We start from the raw sequence: 21951 nt of genomic DNA, 5'->3' as shown, positions 1-21951 counted from the left end.
CGAGTCTCCTGCTGCGAGGAATGAGATGTGGCTGTCCGGTCGTCCCGGCTGGTTTGCACGGGATGTAGCTGTTGCTCGAGCGCGAGCAAGCCGATCTCACACGAGACGACTTCGACCGCATGTGAGCGCGACCCGCGAACTCGCGGGTCGTTGTGTTCCGAGCTCAGCGCGGTAACGCTCAGATGCCGCCGGGCCGATCGAGCTGCTTCAGCCAGACGCCGATGTCGCGCGCCGCGACATTGGCCTGGTCGAGCAGCTTGCCCATGGTGAAGAAGCCGTGGAACTGGCCGGGATGCGTCCGATAGGTCACCGGCACGCCGGCCTCGCGCAAGCGCCGCGCGTAATCGTCGCCTTCGTCGCGCAGCGGATCGGCGCCTGCGGTGAGCACATAAGCCGGCGGGAGCCCGACCAGGGTTTCCGCCTTTGCCGGCGAGGCCCGCCAATCATGGATGTCGGCGGCACTGTTGAGATAATGGTCGCGAAACCAGCGGATCACCGAATGCGTCAGCAGCACGCTGGTCTCGGGCTCGCTGTGCGAGGGATGGCTCATCGAAAAGTCGGTGGCCGGATAGATCAGCACCTGGCCTGAGAGCTTCGGGCCCTTGCCGTCACGCGCCGAGAGCGCGACGACGGCGGCGAGATTGCCGCCGGCGGAATCGCCGCCGACGCTGAGCCTGGCTGCATCGATGCCGAGCGCGGCGGCATTGTCGGCGATCCATCGTATGGCCGCGGCGGCGTCGTCGACCGCGGCCGGAAACTTGTGCTCGGGCGCGAGGCGGTAATCGACAGAGATCACGATCAGTTCGCCTTCGTGCGCCAGCGCGCGGCAGACCACGTCGTGCGAGTCCAGATTGCCGATCACCCAGCCGCCGCCGTGATAGAACACCAATCCCGGCGCAAGACCGTTGGTCTGCCGCACCGTTTTTGGCCGATAGAGCCGGGCCGGGATTGCGCCATGCGGGGCAGGGATGGCGAGGTCCTTGACCTCCGCAAGCTCGGGCGGCTCGGGATTGCTGACGACGCGCGCGGCCAGGTAGTAGTCCCGCGCCTCCTGCGGTGTCAGCGTCTCATAGGCCGGCCGACCGGCCTCCTGAAATGCCTTGTAGACGGCAGCGGCATCGGCATCGAGTTGCACGGGCATTGCAAAAACCTGTCGGGTTGAAAAGACGGTCGAGTGGAAGGGACGTCAGGCGGCGGTGCGGCCGCCATCGACGGTGTAGGCTGCGCCGGAGACGTAGCTCGCATCATCGGAGGCGAGGAAGGCGACGATCGCGGCGACCTCCGCGCCCTGGCCGAGCCGGCGCGCGGGGACGCGGTCGACGACCTTGTCGGCCGGCACGGGAGCGCCGCTGCGCCCTTCGATGATCGCGCTCAGCATGCGGCTCTCGATCAGCCCGGGGCAGATGCAGTTCACGCGCACATTGGTGCCGGTGCATTCCCACGATGCGCTCTTGGTCAGGCCGATCACCGCGTGCTTGCTGGCGCTGTAGACCGCGATCTGTGGCGAGCCGATCAGGCCGGCGATCGAGGCGGTGTTGATGATCGAGCCGCGGTTCTGCTTCAGCATCACCGGCAGCACGTGCTTGAGGCCGAGAAAGACCCCGACCACGTTGACGTCGAGCACGCGGCGGAACGCCTCCAGCGGATACGCCGTGATCGGCTTGATCTCGCCTTCGATGCCGGCATTGTTGAAGAACACGTCGATGGTGCCGAACCGATTGCAGGCCTGTCGGACATAGGCCGCGACCTGGTCCTCGTCGGTGACGTCGGCGGCCACGGCGAAGGTCTCGGCGCTTGCGGGCAGGCCGGCCGTCGCGGCGGCGAGATCGGCCTCGCGCCGGTCGACGGCGACGATGCGGGCGCCCCGCGCGGCCAGCAGCCGCATGGTCGCGGCGCCGATGACGCCGGCCGCGCCGGTAACGACGGCCACCCGGCCGTCGAGACGGATCGAATCAGACATCGGTTTCCTTCCCTTTGACGCCGGTTCCGTCCGGCTCTTGATCACGACTATCTCATTGGATGAACCGGCTGACCAGCACGCGGCGTGCTGGCAGCTCGCCCTTTCCCCGCCGTATTCGGCATGTTAACGGGAGGGCTGATCGAGAGCGGCGGATGGGTCATGACGCGATTTGATTGTCCCGAACCCCGATTCGCCTGATAAAGCCGCGCGAGATGCACCGAACAATCGTCCTGACCGGTATCGCGGCATTGCTGGCCGCCACATCCCTCACGCTGTCCGTGCCGGCGCGCGCGCAGATCGGTACTATTTTCTCCGATCCGGTTCCGCGCCCGCCGGGCAACATTCCGCGCCGTGGCGAGCCGATTCCGCCTCCCGAGGAAGAGGAGGAGATCCCCGAGCTGCCGCAGGGCCGGGTGCTGCCGGCGCCGACCCGGCCGCCGCCAGGGCAGGGCGCCGCCCTGCCGGGTCCGGTCCAATCCCAGCCGCTGGCGCCGCCGCCGGGAACGACGATCCTGCCACAGAACAATCCTCCGGTCGCGGCCGTGCCGCCGCCCGGCCAGCCGGGGGGTGCGCCCGGTCAGCGGCAGGCGCCGCCACGCGGCGCACCCCAGAATGCGGCGATCCCGCCGAACGGCGCGGTACCGCAAACCCCGGCCACCATCCAGCCGGGCGACGAGGTCGTGACCGAACCGCCGGCGCAGAAGATCGTCAACAAGAAGGCGAGCTTCTCCGGGCTCGACAAGATCACCGGCCGCATCATCAATTTCGACGAGGAAATCGGCGAGACCGTGCAGTTCGGCGCCCTGCGGGTGAAAACCGATGCCTGCTACACGCGGCCGGCCACCGAGGCCGCCAACACCGACGCATTCGTGGAGGTCGACGAGATCACCTTGCAGGGCGAGGTGAAGCGCATCTTCTCGGGCTGGATGTTCGCGGCCAGCCCCGGCCTGCACGGCGTCGAGCACCCGATCTACGACATCTGGCTGGTCGACTGCAAAGAGCCGCAGACCACGGTCGTCAGCGCCGCGCCGGATCAGAAGCCGGCCGCGGCGCCGCAGCCTGCGCAAAAGCGTCCGCCGCAGCAGCGGCAGGCGGCGCCCAGGTCGCCACCGCCGCCGCAGCAGTATCAGACCCAGCAGGTGCCGCCACCACCGCCGCCGCCCCAGGCGGGCGGACCGTTCGGCGGAGTGTTCAGATAACCGGCGCTCAGCCGCGCGCGGCGATGATCGCGAGTGCCTCGGCGCCTGAGATCGGCCGATCAACCGCCAGCCTGGCGAAATTGGCGGCCGGCCCCCTCAGGGCCTTTTCGAGCAGCACGGTGTAGCGCCGGCGCGGGATCTCGAGGGCGCCGAAGGTCTTGAGGTGCTCGGTGACGTATTGGGTGTCGAGCAGCTCGAAGCCGCCGGCGATCAGCCGCGCGACGAGATGCACCAGCGCGACCTTCGAGGCGTCGCGGGTGCGGTGAAACATGCTCTCGCCGAAGAAGGCGCGGCCCAGGCTGACTCCGTAGAGGCCGCCGACCAGCTCGCCATCCTGCCAGCATTCGACGCTGTGGCAATGGCCGAGCGCGTGGAGGCCGCTATAGAGCTCGCGGATGCGCTTGTTGATCCAGGTGTCCTCGCGGCCGGGCTGCGGCGCGGCGCAGCCATCCATCACCGCCTTGAAGGCCTGGTTCACCGTCACGGTGAAGGCATTCGACCGGACCGTGCGCGCCAGGCGCGAGGCGACGCGAAAGCCGTCGAGCGGAATGACGCCGCGCAGCTCCGGCTCGACCCAGAACAAGGTCGGGTCGTCGGCGCTTTCGGCCATCGGGAAGATGCCGCAGGCATAGGCACGCAGCAGGACCTCGGGCGTGATCTCTGACGCTGCGGAGTCGCGCGTATTCATGAGATCAGCATAGCAGGCCGACGTCGGCCGCGCGATGGTCGCGTTCCGTCCGCGCCAGCTCAACCGACCGCGGCAGAAGCGGGCTTGGGAGCATGCTTTTCGAAGCGGAATCGGACGACGATCTTGGTGCCGGCATGGTTCGGGTCCGGGCCGACGCTGGCATCGAGCTTGGTCGCCATGGCGCTGACGATGCGCTGGCCCATGCCGGTCGAGCGCGGGTCGCTGGTCGCGTTGAGGCCGACCCCGTTGTCGGCGATCCACAGCATGATGTCCTCACCCGCGAGCTTCAGCTCGACATGGATCGGGCCAGGGCCGTCGGGATAGGCGTATTTGACCGCGTTCATGACCAGCTCGTTGACGACGATGCCGATCGCGACCGCGCGATCCGGGTCGATCTCGACCGGCTCCGCCTTCAGGGTCAGCCGCGACATCCGGTTGCCCTCGGCCGAGCGGCGGAGGTCGTCGAGCAGCGAATCCAGGTACTGGTTGAGCAGCACGCTCTTGAGGTCCTGGGACGTGTAGAGGCGGCGATGCACCTGTGCCACGGCGGCGACGCGGCCCATGGCGTTGGTCAGCGCCGCCTTGACGTCGTCCTGATTGCTGGAGTTGGCCTGAAGATGCAGCAGCGAGGCGATGATCTGGAGCGAATTGCCGACGCGGTGATTGACCTCGCGCAGCAGGACCTCGCGCTCGGCGGCCAGCGCCGCGTAGCGGTCGCGTGACGCCCGCACCTCGGCCTCGGCCTCGTCGCGCGCCTTCTGCAGCCGTGCCTGCCGCACCGCGCCTTCGGCTGCGACCTGCAGCAGCGGGATGAACTCGCCCTGCACGTCCTTGACGAGGTAGTCGGCCGCGCCCGCCTTCAGGGCCGTGACCGCGATCTTGGAATCCTGTGAGGCAGTGACGAACACCACCGGCGGTGGTTCGGGCAGCGCCATGATGCGCTCCAGCGTCTCGAGCCCGTCGAAGCCTGGCATGTACTGGTCGAGCGCCACGACGTCGATGCCGCCGCGCTCCAGCCGCTGCAAGCCCGCGCTGCCGTCGCTCGCGTGTTCCACCGTGAAGCCCAGGCGCTTGAGCCCGCGCTCCACCAGCCGCGCCAGCGCCGCGTCGTCGTCAATGTAGAGCAGCGTGGGGGCGGCGGAGCTCATGCGGCGGGCGGAACCTGGATGACGGAGAAGAACAGGCCGAGTTGGCGAATGGCGTTGGCGAAGCTTTCGTAGTTGACCGGCTTGGTGATGTAGACGTTGCAGCCGAGTTCGTAGCACCGCTTGATCTCCTGCGAGTCGTCGGTCGTGGTGAGGATGACCACGGGCGCGCTCTTCAGGAAGCTGTTCTGCTTGACCATCTTCAGGATGTCGATGCCGGTCATGTCCGGCAGGTTCAGGTCGAGCAGGATCAGCAATGCGTGCCCCTTGTGATCGAGGCCGGTGCCGTCAGCACCCAGCAGATACTTCACGGCATCTGTACCATTGGTGAACGGCTTGATCTCGTTGTTGACGCCGGACCGGCGGATGTTGCGCTCGATCAGGCGGGCGTGGCCTTCGTCGTCCTCGATCATGATGATCGTCACGGGCATGGTCATCGGTCTGAATTCCGGTTTGAGGCGTTCCAGTTGATCGGGAGCGTGATGGTGAACGTGCTGCCCTGGTCGAGCTCCGACGCGACCGACATGGTTCCGCCGAGCCGGCGCACCAGCGCGCGGACATGCGCCAATCCAATCCCCTGACCCGGACGGTCCTGGGTCCCGGCGCGGCGGAACAGATCAAAGATACGTTGATGATCCCGGGGATCAATCCCCCGGCCGTTGTCCGTGATCTCGAAGATGGCGAAACCGAGCTTGGTGCGGGCGCGAATGGCGATGTCGCCGGGAACGCCCGGCTTGAGATATTTGATGGCGTTGTCGATCAGGTTGGAGAAGATCTGCTCTAGCGCCAGACGGTCGCTGACGATGGCCGGCAGCGGTTCCACGCGGATGGTGGTGTCGGTTTCGGCCGCCTGATGCGCCAGGGTCGAGACGATGCCCTCGATCAGCTCGCGCGTATCGATCCGCACCGGCACGAACTCGCGGCGGCCCTCGCGGGTCAGGTTGAGGATGGCCGAGATCAGCCGGTCCATCTTGGCGATCGAGGATTTGATGAAGCCGAGCGCCTCGGTGAAATCCTCCGACAGCTGCTGGTCGGCGCCTTCGAGCTCGGGCTCGGTGCCTTCCGCCGGCGGCGGCGCGTCGGAGGCCGCCCGCGCCAGCGTCGCGATGCGCCGGAAGATATCGTTGCGCAGTTCGTCGAGCTCGCTGGTGAAGCCCATGATGTTGACCAGCGGCGAGCGCAGGTCGTGGCTCACGATATAGGCGAAGCGCTGGATCTCCTCATTGGCCTCGCGCAGATCGGCGGTGCGCTCGTCGACGGTGGCTTCCAGATTGAGATTGCTCTCGCGCAGCTGTGCCTCGGCATCGTCGCGCGCGCGGGTCGAGCGGCGCACCAGCAGCACCGAGATGATGGCGAGCACGACGACCAGCGCCGAGCCGGTGATGGTGACGATGGCGGCGAGCCGCTGGCTGGCATCGGCATTGGCGGTCCGCAGCGCCAGCAGCCGCTCCTCCTCGAGACGCATCGCCTCGGCGGTGTCGCGCATGGTCTTGCTGCTGCTGGTCGAGCCCGCGTCGCGGACCAGGGCGATCGCGGCGGCGAGGTCGCCGCGCGCGACCAGCAGCTTTTCGCGGTCGAATTGCGACAGCCGGGTCTCGATCACGCTGCGCAGCGCGGCGAGATTTTCAACCTGGGCGGGGTTGTCCGCCACCAGCCCATGGAGCTTCTCGAGCACCGGCCCGATCGCCGCCACGGCCGCCTCGTGGTCGCTGAGGAACTCCTGTCCCTGGGTGAGAAGGTAGGCCCGCGCTGCGCTCTCGGCGCGCCGCACCTCGAGCAGCAGGGCGTTGATCTGGTTCTCGGCCTCGACGGTGTGCACCACCCAGGCGCTGTCGCTGCGGGCCTTGTTGACCAGCAGAACCGACGCCGTGCTGACCGCGACAAGCACGAGGAAGCCCGCTGACAGCAGCAGGACCTGTCCCAGCGTGCGCCTTCGTCTCACCTCAGGCGCCACCGCATACTCGCACGTCGTTGAAAATCACTGCCCCCTGGCGGAACTGATCCGACCCATCAGAACGCGGCTGCGGCCGGATGGTTCCGCTTCGGATGACAGTTTTCTGAATGCGGCCGCTCAGTCGGTCTTCTGGCCGGCCAGATACTGCTCGAGCCAGTGGATGTGATAGTCGCCGTCGATGATCGCGGGCTCGCGGACCAGGGCGCGGAACAGCGGCAGCGTGGTCTCGATGCCGTCGACCACCATCTCGTCCAGCGCGCGCCGCAGCCGCATCAGGCACTCGACCCGGCTCTTGCCGTGGACGATGAGCTTGCCGACCAGCGAGTCGTAATAGGGCGGGATCACATAGCCCTGGTAGACGGCGGAATCGATGCGGACCCCGAGGCCGCCGGGCGGATGGTACTGCTGGATCTTGCCGGGCGAGGGCCGGAAGCTGACCGGGTTCTCTGCGTTGACGCGGCACTCGATCGAGTGGCCGTTGATGACGACCTGGTCCTGGCTCATCGGCAGGTCGCCGCCGGCGGCGATGCGGATCTGTTCCAGCACGAGATCGATCCCGGTGATCATCTCGGTGACGGGATGCTCGACCTGGATGCGCGTGTTCATTTCGATGAAATAGAACTCGCCGTCCTCGTAGAGGAATTCGATGGTGCCGACGCCGATATATTTCAGCTCCTGCATCGCCTTGGCGACGGTATTGCCGATCTTGGCGCGTGCGGCCGCATCGAGCACCGGGGAGGGGCCTTCCTCCCAGACCTTCTGGTGGCGGCGCTGCAGCGAGCAGTCGCGCTCGCCGAGATGGATGGCGCCGCCGCGGCCGTCGCCGAGCACCTGGATCTCGATGTGGCGCGGCTTCTGCAGATACTTCTCCAGATAGACCGAGGCGTCGCCGAACGCCGATCTCGCCTCGTTGGCCGCTGTGGTCAGCGCCAGCTGCAGATCGGCCTCGGTGTGGGCGACCTTCATGCCGCGGCCGCCGCCGCCGGCGGCGGCCTTGACCAGCACCGGGAAGCCGATCTCCTTGGCGATCGCCATAGCGTCCTGGTCGGGCGTCACCGCACCGTCGGAGCCGGGCACCACCGGAATACCCAACCGCTTGGCCGTCTTCTTGGCCTCGATCTTGTCGCCCATCAGGCGGATGTGCTCCGCCTTCGGCCCGATGAAATGCAGATTGTGGTCCGCAAGAATCTCGGCGAAGCGCGCGTTCTCCGACAGGAAGCCGTAGCCGGGATGCACGGCGTCGGCGCCGGTGATTTCACAGGCGGCGAGCAGGGCGGGGATGTTGAGATAGCTGTCCTTCGACGGCGGCGGCCCGATGCAGACGCTTTCATCGGCGAGACGGACATGCATCGCATCGGCGTCGGCGGTGGAATGCACCGCGACGGTGGAGATGCCGAGCTCCTTGCAGGCCCTGAGGATGCGAAGGGCGATTTCGCCGCGATTGGCGATGAGGATCTTGTCGAACATTGTGCCTCGGGCGCGAGTGGCGAGTAGTGAGCGGCGGACGTGGAATGGCGGACCATTCGCTCGTCGCCGTCCGCTAGTCGCGCTTATTCGATGATGACGAGCGGCTCGCCGAACTCCACGGGCTGGCCGTCCTCGACCAGGATCTGCGTCACCGTGCCGGCGCGCGGCGACGGGATCTGGTTCATCGTCTTCATGGCCTCGATGATCATCAGGGTCTGGCCGACCGAGACCTTGGAGCCGACCTCGACGAACGGCTTGGCGCCGGGCTCGGGCGCCCAGTAGGCGGTGCCGACCATGGGCGAGGGCACCACGCCGGGATGTTTTGACAAGTCCGCGCCGGCGGCTGCCGCGGTGGCGGCCGCGACCACGGGAACGCCAGCGGTGGCGGCTCCGATGGCCGAATGGACGGCCGCCGCAACGGTCACGTTGCGGGCAACGCGGATGCGAAGGCCGGCACGCTCCAGCTCGATCTCGGTCAGGCTGGTCTCATCCAGCAGCGCTGCGAGCTCGCGAATGAGCTGGCTGTCTTCGGATTTCGCGATGGTCTTGTCGTCGGGCTGGGGCGCCATGATCTGATCCGGAACGTTGGGATGCGTGAGGACTGTGACGTCAGGCTTGCGCTAGATGTCGGTCTGCGTGACGGCTTTGGCGCCGATCTTGGCGGCGAGGCCGGTAATCGCCAGCCGGTAGCCGTCGATGCCGAAGCCGCAGATCGAGGCAAACGCGGCCTTCGCGGTGAAAGAATGGTGCCGGAAGCTCTCGCGGGCGTGGATGTTGCTGATGTGCACTTCGACGGTGGGAATCTTCACCCCCATCAGCGCGTCGTGCAGGGCAATGGAGGTATGAGAGTAGGCGCCGGCATTGAGGATGATTCCGACCACACCGCGGCTGCGGGCCTCATGGATGTGATCGACGAGCACACCCTCATGGTTCGACTGCCGGCACTCCGCCGTCAGGCCGAAGCGGGCGGCCGTCTCGACGCACAGCCGTTCCACGTCTGCCAGGGTGGCATGGCCGTAGGTCTCCGGCTCGCGGGTGCCCAACAGGTTGAGGTTGGGTCCGTTGAGGACATAGATCGTGTTGTGCGCGGCGTCGGCCATTCCCATCCCGGCGGTGTGGCGGCAGTGGGCGGCGTTATAGGTAACAAAGCCGCCAAGGGGAAGCCTTTCGGCAGCCGGGTAGGCTGACCGAGGCTTGGTCCGTCACACGAAAAAACCGTCTTAAGAGTACGAAATTGCTGAACAACCGGCTTTGTCCACGGGACTGCACGCGTTGCGTGTGATGGCTCCCGCGCGCGCTTTGCGCAATAGGTTGGGGCGGGCATTGCTGCCCGCCCCTCGTTCTCGTCGCCTGCCTGGTCGGGATCAGACGTTGAGAACCGCGACGATCTCGTAGGTGTGAGGATCGATCACGACGATCTGCTCGCGAACCAGGATGAAGTCATATCCGCGCCACTCCGGATAGATCGTCACGACTTCGGTCGGGAGCGGGTGGAAGTGAACCTCGCGCGGCACCCTTGTGCCGACGGAAATGTTGAAGTTGACGTTGGTCACCGGCTCGACGCGCTGGCTGCGGATCACCGTGGTGATCTTGGTGCGCTGCTCGGTGGTGAGCTTGGCAGCGGCGCCGGCCTGTCCGGTGGTGGTCTGCGAACGCTCGGTGCCGGTCTTGGTTTCGGCATTGGTGCTGGTGCCGGTCTTGCTGTCGCGACCCTCGGCCTTCATGTTGTTGTCGCGACCCTCGCGACCTTCGGCCTTCATGTTCTTGGCGCCGCCCTTGCTGTCGCTCTCGGTGCTCGCGCCCTTGGTGGCCGGGCCCTTCATGCCGTCCTCGGCGTGCTGGCTCTTGGTCGCACCGGGCTTCTGTTCCGATTGACTGGAGCGCATGTCGGACGCGCCGCCGGCCGCAGGCGAGGCGCTGTCGCGATGCATCGCGCCGCCGGGCGCGTTCATGCCGCCGCTCGATGCTCCGCTGGCAGCACCACCGGTCGCACCGCCCTGCATGGCTGCGCCGCCGGACTGTCCAGCTGCGCCGCCCGCACCGCCGGCACCTTGCGCATGAGCAAAACCTGCACCCGCCAGGAGCGCGATTGCAGCAACTGATACCATCAAGCGATTGGTCATTCTCTATCCTCCTCGTATTGGCACTGCCCGCGCCGACAACGGCAGGAAGTAGGAGTCGTTCCGTGCGTCTCCGATCGTTCCGGAAAAATGTCGCAGATCGCAACCTTATGAACGGATGCTCAGGGTCATGAACGCCGCATGACCATCGTGGCGATCAGTCGCGCTCGCATGAGCTACGCGCCGTGACGTTCGCGCGCGTAGCGGACGAGAGCCAAGAATCGATAGAGGCCGTGCACGAACTTGCCGTAGGGCATCGTGATGAAGAGCGCGAATACCGCACCGAGATGGAGCGCGAGCAGCAGGCCCATCGTGCTGGTCTCGCGTAGCAAGAGGAGGGCGAGACCGGTTGCGCCGGTGAGCACGAGCATCGCCAGGAACGCGACGTCCATGGCGCGGCTGCCCGCATCCATCATCGCAGGCTCACGCCTGCGCTTGGCGGTGTAGAGTCCGAGCGGGCCGACCACGATGCCCAATCCGCCGAGCGTGCCGAGCACGACCGGCAGATCCCAAAATGGATACGGCGCCTCACGGTGCAGAAGATAGTGGTAGAGCGTCGCAACGCTGGTCGATGCGACGCAGAGCATGAAGCCCCAGAACGTCAGCTGGTGATAGAACCGCCTGGTGTCGCGCGGCCGCTCGTCCTCGTTGTAGCAGCCGACGCCGCCGCCATCGAGATAGCGCAGGCTGGCTGCGTCGCGGACGGCGCGCAGCAGTGGACGTGGCCGCGTCAGGGTCGAGCTCGGCTCGCCGATGTCGTTCCAGAAGGCCCGGGCGCCCATGATGAAGGCGATGATGGCCCACAGGAAGGCTGCGCCGAACAACAGTGCCATCGCGTTGTGGGGCATGAGCGCGTAGAACGAGCCGGGGCCGTGCCGGCCTGCAAACACCGCGGCCGGATCGTTGAAGGCCACGATGCCGAGGATGAACGCGGCCATGCTGATCACCGCGATGAGCGACACCGCGAGGCCGTTGCGCCTGAACAGCGGCGCCAGCGCGCGCGGCCAGGCATAGTCGGCATAGCTCTCGTGCCGCACCCGGGCCAAGACGGAGGGGACGCGAACATCGAACTCGTGCGGCGGCGCGAACTGGCAGTCGACGTAGCAGGCGCCGCAGGCATGGCAGAGATTGGCGAGATAGTTGAGGTCGCCGCCCGTGAAGGCGCGGCGCATCTCCATCGCCGGAAACACGGCGCAGAGTCCCTCGCAATAGCGGCAGGAATTGCAGATCGTCATCAGGCGATCCGCCTCGGTCAACGCCTCACTGCGCTGCATGTGTCGCTGCTCCCCGGCCGGCGATGCGCCCGAACACGCTGCCGATCGTCATGCCGATTCCTGCGGCATAGCCGCGGCCGAGCACGTTGCCGGCCATGATCTCGCCTGCGGCATACATGTTGTCGGCGGGACCGCCGGACTTCATCATCATCTTTGCGGCGTGATCGACCCGCACGCCGAGATAGGTGAAGGTAATGCCGGGCCGAACCGGATAGGCATAGTAGGGGCCGCTGTCGATGCGGCGCGCCCAATGCGATTTCGGGGGCATCAGGTTCTCGGTGCGGCAATCGTCGAGGATGTCGGGATTGAATTGTCCGTCGCGCACCGATGCGTTGAAATGCGCGACGGTGGCGGTCAGCCTGTCCGGATCGAGGCCGAGCTTGCCAGCGAGCTCGGCGATGCTGGCCGCCTCGATCGCGGGGTAGAGCGACGGCATGAACAGGTTCGCCGATTTCGCGTCGAAGATGATGTAGGCGATCTGGTCCGGCTGAGCAGCAACGAGGCGTCCCCAGATCGCGTAGCGCTTCGGCCAGACGTCCTCGCCTTCGTCGTAGAAGCGCTCGGCGTTGTTGTTGACGACGATGCCGAACACGACGCAGTCGAGCCGCGTGATGATGCCGCCGTCATATTTGGGGGCCCGCGCATCGATCGCCACCGCGTGGCACTGGGTCGGATCGCCGATGCTGTCGACGCCGGCGCCGAGCAGCATGTCGAGCACCGTGCCGCGATTGTTGGGCGTGCCGCGGATCAGGAAGTTGCGCGCGATCTCGCCCCAGCCCTCGACCAGCTTGTCGATATTGGCTTCGAAGCCGCCCGCAGCCGCCACCAGCGCTCTGCCGGCGATGCGCATCCGGCCATCGCCGTGCCGCACGATCGCCGCGCGGAAGCGGTTGCCGTCGATCTCCAGCCCCACCACCTCGGCCTCGTAGCGCACCTCGACGCCGAGCCGCACGGCGGTCAGATACAGCGCATTGAGCATCGCCCGGCCGCCGCCCAGGAAGAACGAGTTGGTCCGCCCCAGGCTCAGCGTTCCGCCGAGCGAGGGCTGGAAACGCACGCCCTGTTCGACGATCCAGTCGAGCATGTCCTTGGACTCGCGGATCATCAGGCGCGCCAGCTGCTCGTTGGTCTGGCCTTCGGTGACGCGCAGGAGATCGTCCCAGAACTCGTCCTCGGTGTAGGGGCCGCTCAACGTCGCGGTCGCCGCGTCATGGGCGCAGCGCATGTTGCGGGTGTGGCGCGTATTGCCGCCGCGATAGAACTTCGAGGCCGCTTCGAGCACGATGACCGATGCGCCGGCACGCCGGGCCGCAATGGCGGCGCAGAGGGCCGCGTTGCCGCCGCCGACGACCACGACATCATAGGCCCGCGGATGCTCAGCGATGGCATGCTCGGCCGTCATATCCGGCTCGTCCTGTCATACCGCGAGCGGACGTTCTCGCGCCCCCTCGGCAATGGCTCGGTCGATGGATGGAAACCGGGCTTAAACCCGTTCGAACAGCACATGATTTCGTATACTATTGTATACAAAAATATGCAAGAGATGGTGTCGTCACACGCGCGCATGTGAGACATTGCAGCCATGTCCTCAGGAAGCCCTACGCTCACCATCGATCGCGACAATGTCTCTCTCGGCGAGGCGGTGTTTCGCGCGCTGTGCCGGGCCTTGGAGAATGGCGTCTACCGCTCCGGCGACCGGCTGCGCGAGGACGAGGTGGCGCAGAAGCTGGAAGTCAGCCGGACGCCGGTCCGTGAGGCCTTCGGCAAGCTGGTGGCCAAGGGGTGGGTGCAGCCGGCCGGTGGACGCGGCCTGATCGTGCGCAGTCTCGACGAGAACGAAGTCCTCGAGCTGTACGCGATGCGGGAAATTCTCGAAGGCGCCGCGGCCCGGCTCGCCGCGCAGTATGCCGTGCCGGCCGAGGTCGCGGCGCTCCGCGACATTCATGCGAGCTTTGTCAGCGCGGGGGACGCCGCCGAGCTGGCGCGGCTGAACCGGCTGATGCACGGTGCGATCCAGCGCGCCGCGCGCAACCGCTATCTCGACGCCGCCCTCGAGGACATGCATGTCGCGACGGCGCTGCTGGGAACCACGACGTTTGCGGCCGAAGGACGTGCGGCAACAGCCGCGGCCGAGCATGGTGAGCTGATCGAGGCGATCGCGATCCGCGATCCCGATCGGGCAGAGGCGATTGCACGCGGGCACATCCGCGAGGCACTTCGAACCCGGCTCGGCATGAGGCTGAAGGGATAGGCGAGGGCGCTGCCGCCACCGGTCTGTCGCTTCTTCACCGGCTCACGGCAAAGAAGAAGGCCGGCTGAGACAGCCGGCCTTCGATTGATCCCATGATGGCGAGACGCTTTGGCAGATATGCTCAGCAGCTCGCCTTGCCGCAGCGGGCCGTGCTGATCTTCTCGCGCAGGCCCTCGACGCCGACGGCGCCGATCACGACCTGCTTGCCGATCACGTAGCTCGGCGTCCCGTTCATGCCCATCTCCTCGGCGAGCTTGAAGTTTTCCTCGATCGTCGCCTTGGCCTCGGGGCTCGCCATGTCCTTCTCGACGCGCGCCATGTCGAGCCCGAGATCCTTGGCGACGGCGAGCGCATGGGCCTTGTCGGCTTGGCCGCGGCCGCCCAGCAGCTTCTGGTGGAAGTCGAGATATTTCTGCGGGGCCTGCATGCGAACGGCAACCGCGACCTGTGCGGCCTCGACGGAGCCCTGGCTCAGCACGGGAAATTCCTTGAGCACGACCTTCAGCTTCGGGTCGCTCTTCATCAGCTCCATCATGTCGGCCATCGCGCGCTTGCAGTAGCCGCAATTGTAATCGAAGAACTCGACGAAGGTGACGTCGCCATCCTTGTTGCCGAGCACGACGCCGCGCGGCGAGTTGAAGATGGTCTCGGCGTTCTTGCTGACGCTGGCCTCGTGCTTGGCCGCCTCGGCCGCCGTCTGACGCTTCTGCAGCTCGGCCATCGCCTCTTCGAGCACCTCGGGATGCGCGATCAAATAGTTTCGGACGATGGTCTCGATCTCGCCCCGCTGGCTGTCGGAGAAGCTCTCCGCCGACGCGAGCTGAGGCACGCCGCAGAGCGAAAGCGCGAGCAACATCGCGGGAATGAGCGTGCGGACTGACGGCATGAAGGAGGTCCTCTGGGTCAAATGATCGGGTCCTTGTCGATGGTCGTGACGGTATTCTGATATTCTGGATCGGATGATAGCAGTAGTTCAAAACTTCAGCGGGCGCCAACCCCCGCTGTCCGACACCCTACTGGCCGGAAAGCGGCTTTGCCGTGACGATGTCGTCGGCCCTGACCCAGCCCGGCGAGCCGACCGCGAAGCGGGTTTTTGCACGCGAGGCAAGCTCGCGCGCCGTCTTGTTGTCGCCACGCAGGAAGGCGGCCTGCGCCGAGGCCAGATCCGCCTCCGCATAATCGCCCTTGCGACCGTAGGCCATCGCGAGCTGGGAATAGCCGAGCGGCGCCTCGGATTCGCGCGCGACCGCCGCGCGCAAGATTGAGATCGCCTCGTCAGTGTAGGCTTTGTTCTCGGATGCCACCAAGGCCTGACCAAGTAACATCTCGATGAGCGGGGCGTTATTGGACAGGTGCACCGCCTTGCGCAGCGGGGCGATCGCTTCGGCCGGGCGGCCGCCCTCCAGCAGGGCCTGGCCGCGGACCTCGTAGAAATAGGGGTTGTTGGGCTGCACCTGGATCAGGCCATCGATCTGGCTCAGGGCGCTGCGCAGGTCGCCATGCAGGTAGGTGGAGATTGCCCTGGCGTAGCGGGCGGGCAGGCCGGTGTCCGACAATGGATAGCGCCGTGCCACCGTGTCCGGCCGTTCCATGAAGGCCGAGATCTTGGCACGGACCATGTCGTGGCGGAGCTGCAGTGCGGGGTCGTCCTTCTTGTCCCAATAGGGGCTTTGGCGCGCGAGGCCCTCGAGCGCCTCGACGCGATCGGCCGGCATCGGATGTGATTGCAGATAGGGGTCGGCGCCGCGCGCGGCGAACAGGCTCTCATTGGTGAAGCGCTTGAACGTCTCGTACATGCCCTTCGGCGATTGCGCTGTCGCGGTGAGGAATTTCACCCCGGCACGGTCGGCGTTCTCCTCCTGCTGGCGCTGATACGACAACAGCGATCGGCGGATGACCTCGCCCGGGGCCGACAGCGTCGCGGCGCCCGCATTGGCCAGGCCGCTGCCGCCGCCGCGCGCGCCAACGGCGAGGGCGCCGGCCCCGAGAATGGTGGCGATGATCATCTGGGTCTGCGCGGTGGCGAGCTGCTGGCGCAGCTTGGCGAGATGACCGCCGGCGAGATGGCCCGTCTCGTGCGCGAGCACGCCGATCAGCTGATTCGGATTTTCCGACTGCAGGATCGCGCCGTAATTGACGAAGATGCGGCGGCCGTCGGCAACGAACGCGTTGAAGGACGCATCGTTGATGATGACCATCTGGATGTTCTGCTTTTCGAGCCCGGCGACGCGCAGGATCGGCCGCGTATATTCGCGCAGCAGCACCTCGGTCTCGGTGTCGCGCAGGATCGGCGGTCCCTTGCCCTGCTGCGCCGACGCAGGCGCGAGCGGCGCCAGCGTCACGGCCGCCGCGACGACCGCGGCAAGCCCGCCGGACAGTTTCTTGCGAAGAACGATACGGAGCGACATCAGGCGATCTTTGCAATTGGCGCGAGGCGCGAGACGGGCTATTGCCCACCAAACGGCGGAATGCGGCTCATCTGCGGCGAACGAGGCCCATGGGCTGACCTCGACCGGTTCACGGAGCGGGTCCGGACAGCCGGGGTCAATAGCAGATATCGATGGTGGATGCGACAGTGATACCGACATTGGAACAGCGGATCGCCAACCTGACGGCGCCGTCCGCGCGCAGCAATGTTCCACCGTTCATGGTGATGGACGTGATGGCTGCGGCCGAGCGGATCGAGTCGGGCGGCGGACATGTCATTCACATGGAGGTCGGCCAACCGGCGGCGGCTGCGCCACGAGCGGCCATCGCGGCCGCGCATGCCGCGCTCGATCAGGCCCGCATCGACTACACCTCGGCGCTGGGTTTGCTGTCGCTGCGGCAGCGAATCGCACGGCACTATCGCGAGACGCATGCTTGCGAGATCGATCCGGCGCGGATCGTGATCACGACGGGATCCTCCGCCGGATTCATCCTGGCGTTCCTGGCGATGTTCGAGCCCGGTGACCGCGTGGCCGTGACCGTGCCGGGCTATCCGCCCTATCGCCACATCCTGACGGCGCTGGGCTGCGAGCCGGTGCTGATCGAGACCACGGCGGAGAACCGTCACGCTTTGACCGGCGAGGCGCTGCTCGCCGCGCACCGCAAGACGCCGCTGAAGGGCGTGCTGGTGGCAAGCCCTGCCAATCCGACCGGCACCATGATGTCGCGCGAGGCGCTGGGCGGCGTCATTGCAGCCGCACGCGATGCCGGCATCCGCTTCATCTCCGACGAGATCTATCACGGTCTGGACTACGCGTTTCCGGCGGTGACGGCGGCGGAGCTGTCGAGCGAGGCCCTGATCATCAACTCGTTCTCGAAGTACTTCTGCATGACGGGCTGGCGCATCGGCTGGATGGTGGTGCCGGATGCGCTGGTGCGGCCGATCGAGCGTCTGCAGCAGAACCTCGCGATCTCGGTTCCGACCCTGTCGCAGATCGCGGCGGAAGCGGCGTTCGACGGCCGGGCCGAGATGGAGGCCATCAAGCACGGTTACCAGGAGAACCGCCGCATCCTGATCGAGGGTTTCCCGAAGGCCGGCCTGACCCGGTTCCTGCCGGCCGACGGCGCCTTCTACCTCTATGCCGACGTGTCCGACTTCACCTCCGACAGTTTCGACTTCGCCAAGCGGATGCTGGAGGAGACCCATGTGGCCGCCACGCCGGGCGTCGACTTCGATCCGATCCACGGCCGCAGCTTCGTGCGCTTTTCCTATGCGCGTTCGGCCGAGGACATGCGTGAGGCGGTGGCCCGGATCGCGCGCTGGCTAGGCTAGGGCGCGGGTGAGGTCGGTTGTGCACCCTTCGTGATTGAAGGGCACGAGCGGCGTTGACGGTGCCGGCTTCATCACCTTGGCCAGCAACGCTGGCGGTCGTGAAGCCGCCCTGGTTCCGGGCATGGCGATCGTGTTCTCGATCGACGAGTTCATGCGCGAGCCGCGCGCGCTGGCCAGCATCACCGGCAACGGCACGGCCGCCGTGTTCGTCTCGTGGAGGGAAGACGAACGCGACCATGATCTCCTGCTGAGACGGCTCAATCAGCAGATCGATCCGTCGGATGTCGAGACGGCCGTGACGAGGCTTGAGCGGCCTCCGGTCGTCACGGCCAGGAACGATCGCCATACGCCATATGAAAAACGCCCGGCCATCTGGCCGGGCGTTTTGCATTGAAGCGTCGGAGAGCGGGGGCTACTGCCCGCCACCGAAACGGCGGGACCACCAGCCGGCCCGGCGCGGGGCCGCAGGGGACGAGGAATCGGTGGCCGCCGGCTCGGTGGCAACCGGTTCGGACGCCGCGACATCGGCAGCCGGAGCGGGCGTGCTGCTCTCGGCGAGGTTGACGGCCGAAACCGCGCTCTCCGGCCTGGGCTCGGTGAGGAAGCTGACCTTCTCGCGAACCGTCGAACGCCGCGGGGTCTTCTCGGATTCCGTCTTCGGAGCCTCGGTCTGCTGCACTTCGGGTTGACCGGGAGCAGCCTGGGGCATTGGCGCGGAGGCGCCAGCGAGGGGCTCATCGGCCTCGGTTGCGGCCGGCGCACGGACCGGCGCCGCGGGTTCTGCCGGCTCTTCCTCGTCGTGGTGGGAAGCGCCGTTGCCGTCGAAATCGGCCACGGCGGTTTCTGCCTCCGATGCCGAAGCCGGCGCGAGCTCGTCGCCGATCGATGCGGCGAGACCTTCTTCCGCGCCACCGCGCCGCCGACGACCACCGCGACGTCCACGCCGGCGCGGACGCCGCTCGCCGCCGGGCTGATCCGTCTGCTCGCCTTGGGCGAACGCAGGCTGTTCCTCCGACTCGTCGTCTTCGCCGTCGGAGTCCTCGGCTGACTGGTCGGCGGCAGGGCCCGGCTCCGCGGGCTGCAGTCCGGCCGTTCCTTCAGGCAGCGCGCCCTCGCGGGTCTCGCCGCCGCGGCCGCGACGACGCCGGCGCCGCTTGCGACGCGCGCCATCCCGCTCGCCTTCGGCACCGCTGCCGTCGGCCGTGTCTTCGGACAGGCCTTCGGTCTCCTCGGTCTCGACCTCGGATTCCGTCTCGATGTCGAAGGGTTCTTCCTCGTCGTAGATGTCCTCGGCCACCAGCGGCGGGGCGGAGGCCTGCGCCGCGAGCAGCGCCTTGGCGGCCTCGAGCGTATGCACCTGCTCGCCGCGATCGATGATGAAGGATTGCTGGCCGCTCACGCTCGGGTCGGCGATGACGGCGAGCGAGACCTTGAAGCTGTTCTCGAGGTCGCGCAGATGGCCGCGCTTGTGGTTCAGCACGTAGAGCGCCACCTCGGTGCGGGTGCGGACCACGAGGTTGTGGGTCGCGCCCTTCATCAGCGTTTCTTCGAGGCTGCGCAGCAGTTGCAGCGCCACCGAGGATACCGAGCGCACATGGCCGGTGCCGCCGCAATGCGCGCACGGCTCGGTCGAGCTTTCCAGCACGCTGGCACGGATGCGCTGGCGCGACATCTCCAACAGGCCGAAGTGCGAGATCCGGCCGACCTGGATGCGCGCGCGATCCTGCCGCAGGCAGTCCGACAGCTTGCGCTCGACGGAGCGGTTGTTGCGCTTCTCGTCCATGTCGATGAAGTCGATGACGATCAGCCCGGCGAGGTCGCGCAAACGGAGCTGCCGCGCCACTTCCTCGGCCGCCTCCATATTGGTCTTGAGCGCGGTGTCCTCGATGTGATGCTCGCGCGTGGCGCGGCCGGAGTTCACGTCGATCGAGACCAGCGCCTCGGTCTGGTTGAGCACGATATAGCCGCCGGAGCGCAGCTGCACGGTCGGAGAGAACATCGCGTCGAGCTGGCTCTCGACGCCCATCCGCGAGAACAGCGGCTGGCCGTCGCGATACTGTTTCACCGCCCGGACGTTGGTCGGCATCAGCATCTTCATGAAGTCGTGCGCCTCGCGGTAGCCGTCTTCACCGGCCACCAGGATCTCGTCGATCTCCTTGTTGTAGAGGTCGCGCAGCGAGCGCTTGATCAGCGAGCCTTCCTCGTAGACCAGCGTCGGCGCCTGCGACTTCAAGGTCATGTCGCGGACCGTTTCCCACAGCCGCAGCAGATATTCGAAGTCGCGCTTGATCTCGGGCTTGGTGCGGTTGGCGCCGGCGGTGCGCAGGATCACGCCCATGCCCTCGGGCACGTCGAGGTCCTGCACCACTTCCTTCAAGCGCGAGCGGTCCTGCGCGGAGGTGATCTTGCGGCTTATGCCGCCGCCGCGGGCGGTGTTGGGCATCAGCACGGCGTAGCGGCCGGCGAGCGACAGATAGGTCGTCAGCGCGGCGCCCTTGTTGCCGCGCTCCTCCTTCACGACCTGCACCAGCATCACCTGGCGGCGCTTGATGACCTCCTGGATCTTGTACTGCCGGCGCGGACGGAAGGTGCGCTCCGGCACTTCTTCCAGCACGTCGTCGCCGCCGACGGATTCGACGAGCTCTTCCTCGATCTCCTCGCCGTCGTCCTCGTCGTCCTCGTGGTCGCCGGACACGGCCTCAGAGCCGTTCTCGTCGCCGGGCACGATGGTGACGCCGTGATCTGTGTGCTCGGCCATGGGAGCGACGTCATCGTCGTGATCGTGCTCATCGTGATCATGCTCGTGATGGTCGTGCTCGTGATGATCGAGCTCATCATGCTCGTGCTCGCCATCATGATGCTCGTCATGACCGTGGCTCTCATGGTCATGCTCGTCGGCGTGCTCGTCCGCTCCGAGGACGGGGCTGGCTGCCTCGGTGGCGGGCGCGTCGCCGGTCTGCGCGACTTCGCCAGTGGGCTGCTCGGCGGCGGCGTCGTGGGCCTGCGCGGCGACGGCATCATGCGGTTCTTCGGCATGGCCGTGCGATTCGTCGGCTGCGCCTTGTTGAGCTTCGCCCGGCGCGTCCTGGTCGTGGGTCTCGACCGGGCCCTCGGAGAAGCCTTGCGCCTCGGTCGCGTCGGCGTGCGGCTGATCGTCCTGCGCATAGGCGTGGTGCTCAGGCGCCTCGTGGTCGGCCTCATGCCCCTCGGTCTGGGCAGGGAGGCCCGCCTCGGCGGCCTCGACGATCTCGCTCTGGACGCGTTCGCCGCTGCCGCGGCGCCGTGAACTGCGGTGCCGGTTGCGGCGGCGATTGGAGCGGTTCTCGCTTTCCTCTTCGGCTTCGCGGTGCGCGCGCTCCTCGGCCTCGATCAGAGCCTGCCGGTCGGCGACCGGGATCTGATAGTAGTCCGGATGGATTTCGCTGAAGGCGAGGAAGCCGTGGCGGTTGCCGCCATACTCGACGAAGGCGGCCTGCAGCGAGGGCTCAACGCGGGTAACCTTGGCGAGGTAGATGTTGCCGCGGAGCTGCTTGCGTTGGGCCGTTTCGAAATCAAATTCCTCGACGCGGTTGCCGCGGACGACAACGACCCGGGTCTCTTCCGGGTGGGTAGCATCGATCAACATCTTGTTGGGCATATTGGAACTCTTGGAGGCGACGGGCGCGATTGGCCGCGAGCGCGTGGCGCGCTGTCGGATGACGCGACGGTCCACCTGATTCGGGGGTGAGGGGAAGGCCTAAACGCAGCTGGTCGCGCCGCGCCAACCCTGATGCCGGCGGGGCGATTGGCCGGGCGGGGGTCTGGCCCCGCATCGGCGCGGATCGTCCGCTGGTCATGGTTGGCAACTCAGTCTGGCGCATCAAGCGTCGGCCCGTCTGGAATATGTGGGCGGCAGCGGGTGCCGCCTTCTCTGTTGCCGAAGGCCAGATTGCGCCGAAACGCTTGCCTGGATCGAATACCCACCCTGTCACGGGCGCGGTATCAGGCTATACCGTGTCTGACCTGGTGCCCGGGCGGTCTCTGCGAGGAGGCGCCCTGACAGGCGCCACTCGGCTCGTGACCGGCTCTCCGTTGCGGCCGCGCGGGATCGCGCAGGCTTTGGTGGAGCGTCGGAAAGGCGCTGGAATCTCCGC

At 66.9% G+C, this 21951-nt stretch carries 18 protein-coding genes and 1 pseudogene; 4 read left to right on the top strand and 15 right to left on the bottom strand.

The window, feature by feature from the left end:
* Nucleotides 1-178: 178 nt before the first annotated feature.
* The gene (locus QX010_RS17290) at nt 179-1141 is read right to left on the bottom strand and encodes an alpha/beta hydrolase (protein WP_315800171.1); all 963 of its coding nucleotides are present in this window, start codon (nt 1139-1141) and stop codon (nt 179-181) included.
* Nucleotides 1142-1186: 45 nt separating this feature from the next.
* On the bottom strand, nt 1187-1960 hold the full coding sequence (locus QX010_RS17285; protein WP_316180775.1) for an SDR family NAD(P)-dependent oxidoreductase: 774 nt from the start codon (nt 1958-1960) through the stop codon (nt 1187-1189).
* A gap of 212 nt (nt 1961-2172) precedes the next feature.
* On the opposite strand from QX010_RS17285, the gene QX010_RS17280 reads away from it, so the two are divergent.
* Entirely contained in the window at nt 2173-3159 is a 987-nt protein-coding gene (locus tag QX010_RS17280) for a DUF2155 domain-containing protein (protein ID WP_316180773.1), read from the top strand.
* A 7-nt stretch (nt 3160-3166) separates the two neighbouring features.
* Here QX010_RS17280 and aat read toward each other — a convergent pair whose 3' ends face one another.
* The 10 genes from aat to tcuA form a co-directional block, all read right to left on the bottom strand.
* The gene (gene aat, locus QX010_RS17275; RefSeq protein WP_316180771.1) at nt 3167-3847 is read right to left on the bottom strand and encodes a leucyl/phenylalanyl-tRNA--protein transferase; all 681 of its coding nucleotides are present in this window, start codon (nt 3845-3847) and stop codon (nt 3167-3169) included.
* Between the two features lie 59 nt (nt 3848-3906).
* A complete protein-coding gene (locus QX010_RS17270) occupies nt 3907-4995 on the bottom strand; it encodes a sensor histidine kinase (RefSeq protein ID WP_316180770.1) in 1089 nt (362 codons plus the stop codon).
* Nucleotides 4992-5429: a response regulator gene (locus QX010_RS17265; protein ID WP_172109443.1), complete on the bottom strand. Its 438-nt coding sequence runs from the start codon at nt 5427-5429 to the stop codon at nt 4992-4994. Before QX010_RS17265 ends, QX010_RS17270 begins: the two co-directional genes overlap by 4 nt.
* Nucleotides 5426-6946: a sensor histidine kinase gene (locus tag QX010_RS17260; protein ID WP_316180767.1), complete on the bottom strand. Its 1521-nt coding sequence runs from the start codon at nt 6944-6946 to the stop codon at nt 5426-5428. Before QX010_RS17260 ends, QX010_RS17265 begins: the two co-directional genes overlap by 4 nt.
* A 117-nt stretch (nt 6947-7063) precedes the next feature.
* Nucleotides 7064-8413 (bottom strand): acetyl-CoA carboxylase biotin carboxylase subunit, encoded by a 1350-nt coding sequence (gene accC / locus QX010_RS17255; protein ID WP_315800165.1) that lies wholly within the window; start codon nt 8411-8413, stop codon nt 7064-7066.
* 83 nt (nt 8414-8496) lie between these two features.
* On the bottom strand, nt 8497-8982 hold the full coding sequence (gene accB / locus QX010_RS17250) for an acetyl-CoA carboxylase biotin carboxyl carrier protein (RefSeq protein WP_315800164.1): 486 nt from the start codon (nt 8980-8982) through the stop codon (nt 8497-8499).
* A gap of 51 nt (nt 8983-9033) precedes the next feature.
* Nucleotides 9034-9513, bottom strand: coding sequence for a type II 3-dehydroquinate dehydratase (gene aroQ, locus QX010_RS17245; RefSeq protein WP_315800163.1), 480 nt, complete (start codon nt 9511-9513; stop codon nt 9034-9036).
* A 264-nt stretch (nt 9514-9777) separates the two neighbouring features.
* The gene (locus tag QX010_RS17240) at nt 9778-10536 is read right to left on the bottom strand and encodes a DUF1236 domain-containing protein (protein ID WP_316180765.1); all 759 of its coding nucleotides are present in this window, start codon (nt 10534-10536) and stop codon (nt 9778-9780) included.
* 173 nt (nt 10537-10709) lie between these two features.
* Nucleotides 10710-11807: a tricarballylate utilization 4Fe-4S protein TcuB gene (gene tcuB, locus QX010_RS17235; protein WP_316180763.1), complete on the bottom strand. Its 1098-nt coding sequence runs from the start codon at nt 11805-11807 to the stop codon at nt 10710-10712.
* A complete protein-coding gene (gene tcuA, locus QX010_RS17230) occupies nt 11794-13209 on the bottom strand; it encodes an FAD-dependent tricarballylate dehydrogenase TcuA (protein ID WP_316180761.1) in 1416 nt (471 codons plus the stop codon). The genes tcuB and tcuA overlap by 14 nt, the downstream gene beginning before the upstream one ends.
* Nucleotides 13210-13389: 180 nt before the next feature.
* Here tcuA and QX010_RS17225 point away from each other — a divergent pair, with 180 nt between their 5' ends.
* A complete protein-coding gene (locus QX010_RS17225) occupies nt 13390-14058 on the top strand; it encodes a GntR family transcriptional regulator (protein WP_316180759.1) in 669 nt (222 codons plus the stop codon).
* A 121-nt stretch (nt 14059-14179) separates the two neighbouring features.
* On the opposite strand, the gene QX010_RS17220 is transcribed toward QX010_RS17225, so the two are convergent.
* Together QX010_RS17220 and QX010_RS17215 are read right to left on the bottom strand one after the other, a co-directional pair.
* Nucleotides 14180-14944, bottom strand: a complete 765-nt coding sequence (locus QX010_RS17220) for a DsbA family protein (protein ID WP_316180758.1) — start codon at nt 14942-14944, stop codon at nt 14180-14182.
* Nucleotides 14945-15071: 127 nt separating this feature from the next.
* Nucleotides 15072-16466 carry a M48 family metalloprotease gene (locus tag QX010_RS17215; protein ID WP_316180756.1) on the bottom strand — a complete coding sequence of 465 codons (1395 nt, stop codon included), beginning with the start codon at nt 16464-16466 and terminating at the stop codon, nt 15072-15074.
* Between the two features lie 152 nt (nt 16467-16618).
* On the opposite strand from QX010_RS17215, the gene QX010_RS17210 reads away from it, so the two are divergent.
* Nucleotides 16619-17818 carry a pyridoxal phosphate-dependent aminotransferase gene (locus QX010_RS17210; protein WP_315800157.1) on the top strand — a complete coding sequence of 400 codons (1200 nt, stop codon included), beginning with the start codon at nt 16619-16621 and terminating at the stop codon, nt 17816-17818.
* A gap of 37 nt (nt 17819-17855) precedes the next feature.
* Nucleotides 17856-18119 (top strand): annotated as a pseudogene (locus QX010_RS17205) (dicarboxylate/amino acid:cation symporter); the annotation flags it as partial.
* Between the two features lie 111 nt (nt 18120-18230).
* Here the strand turns inward: QX010_RS17205 and QX010_RS17200 are convergent.
* A complete protein-coding gene (locus QX010_RS17200) occupies nt 18231-21455 on the bottom strand; it encodes an Rne/Rng family ribonuclease (RefSeq protein WP_410051959.1) in 3225 nt (1074 codons plus the stop codon).
* Nucleotides 21456-21951 lie beyond the last annotated feature (496 nt).

Source organism: Bradyrhizobium sp. SZCCHNRI1009, from assembly GCF_032487575.1.
In the GTDB taxonomy this organism is placed as follows: Bacteria; Pseudomonadota; Alphaproteobacteria; order Rhizobiales; family Xanthobacteraceae; genus Bradyrhizobium.
The sequence above is the reverse complement of the archived record's forward strand: the minus strand, read 5'-3'. Positions and strand labels throughout refer to the sequence as shown.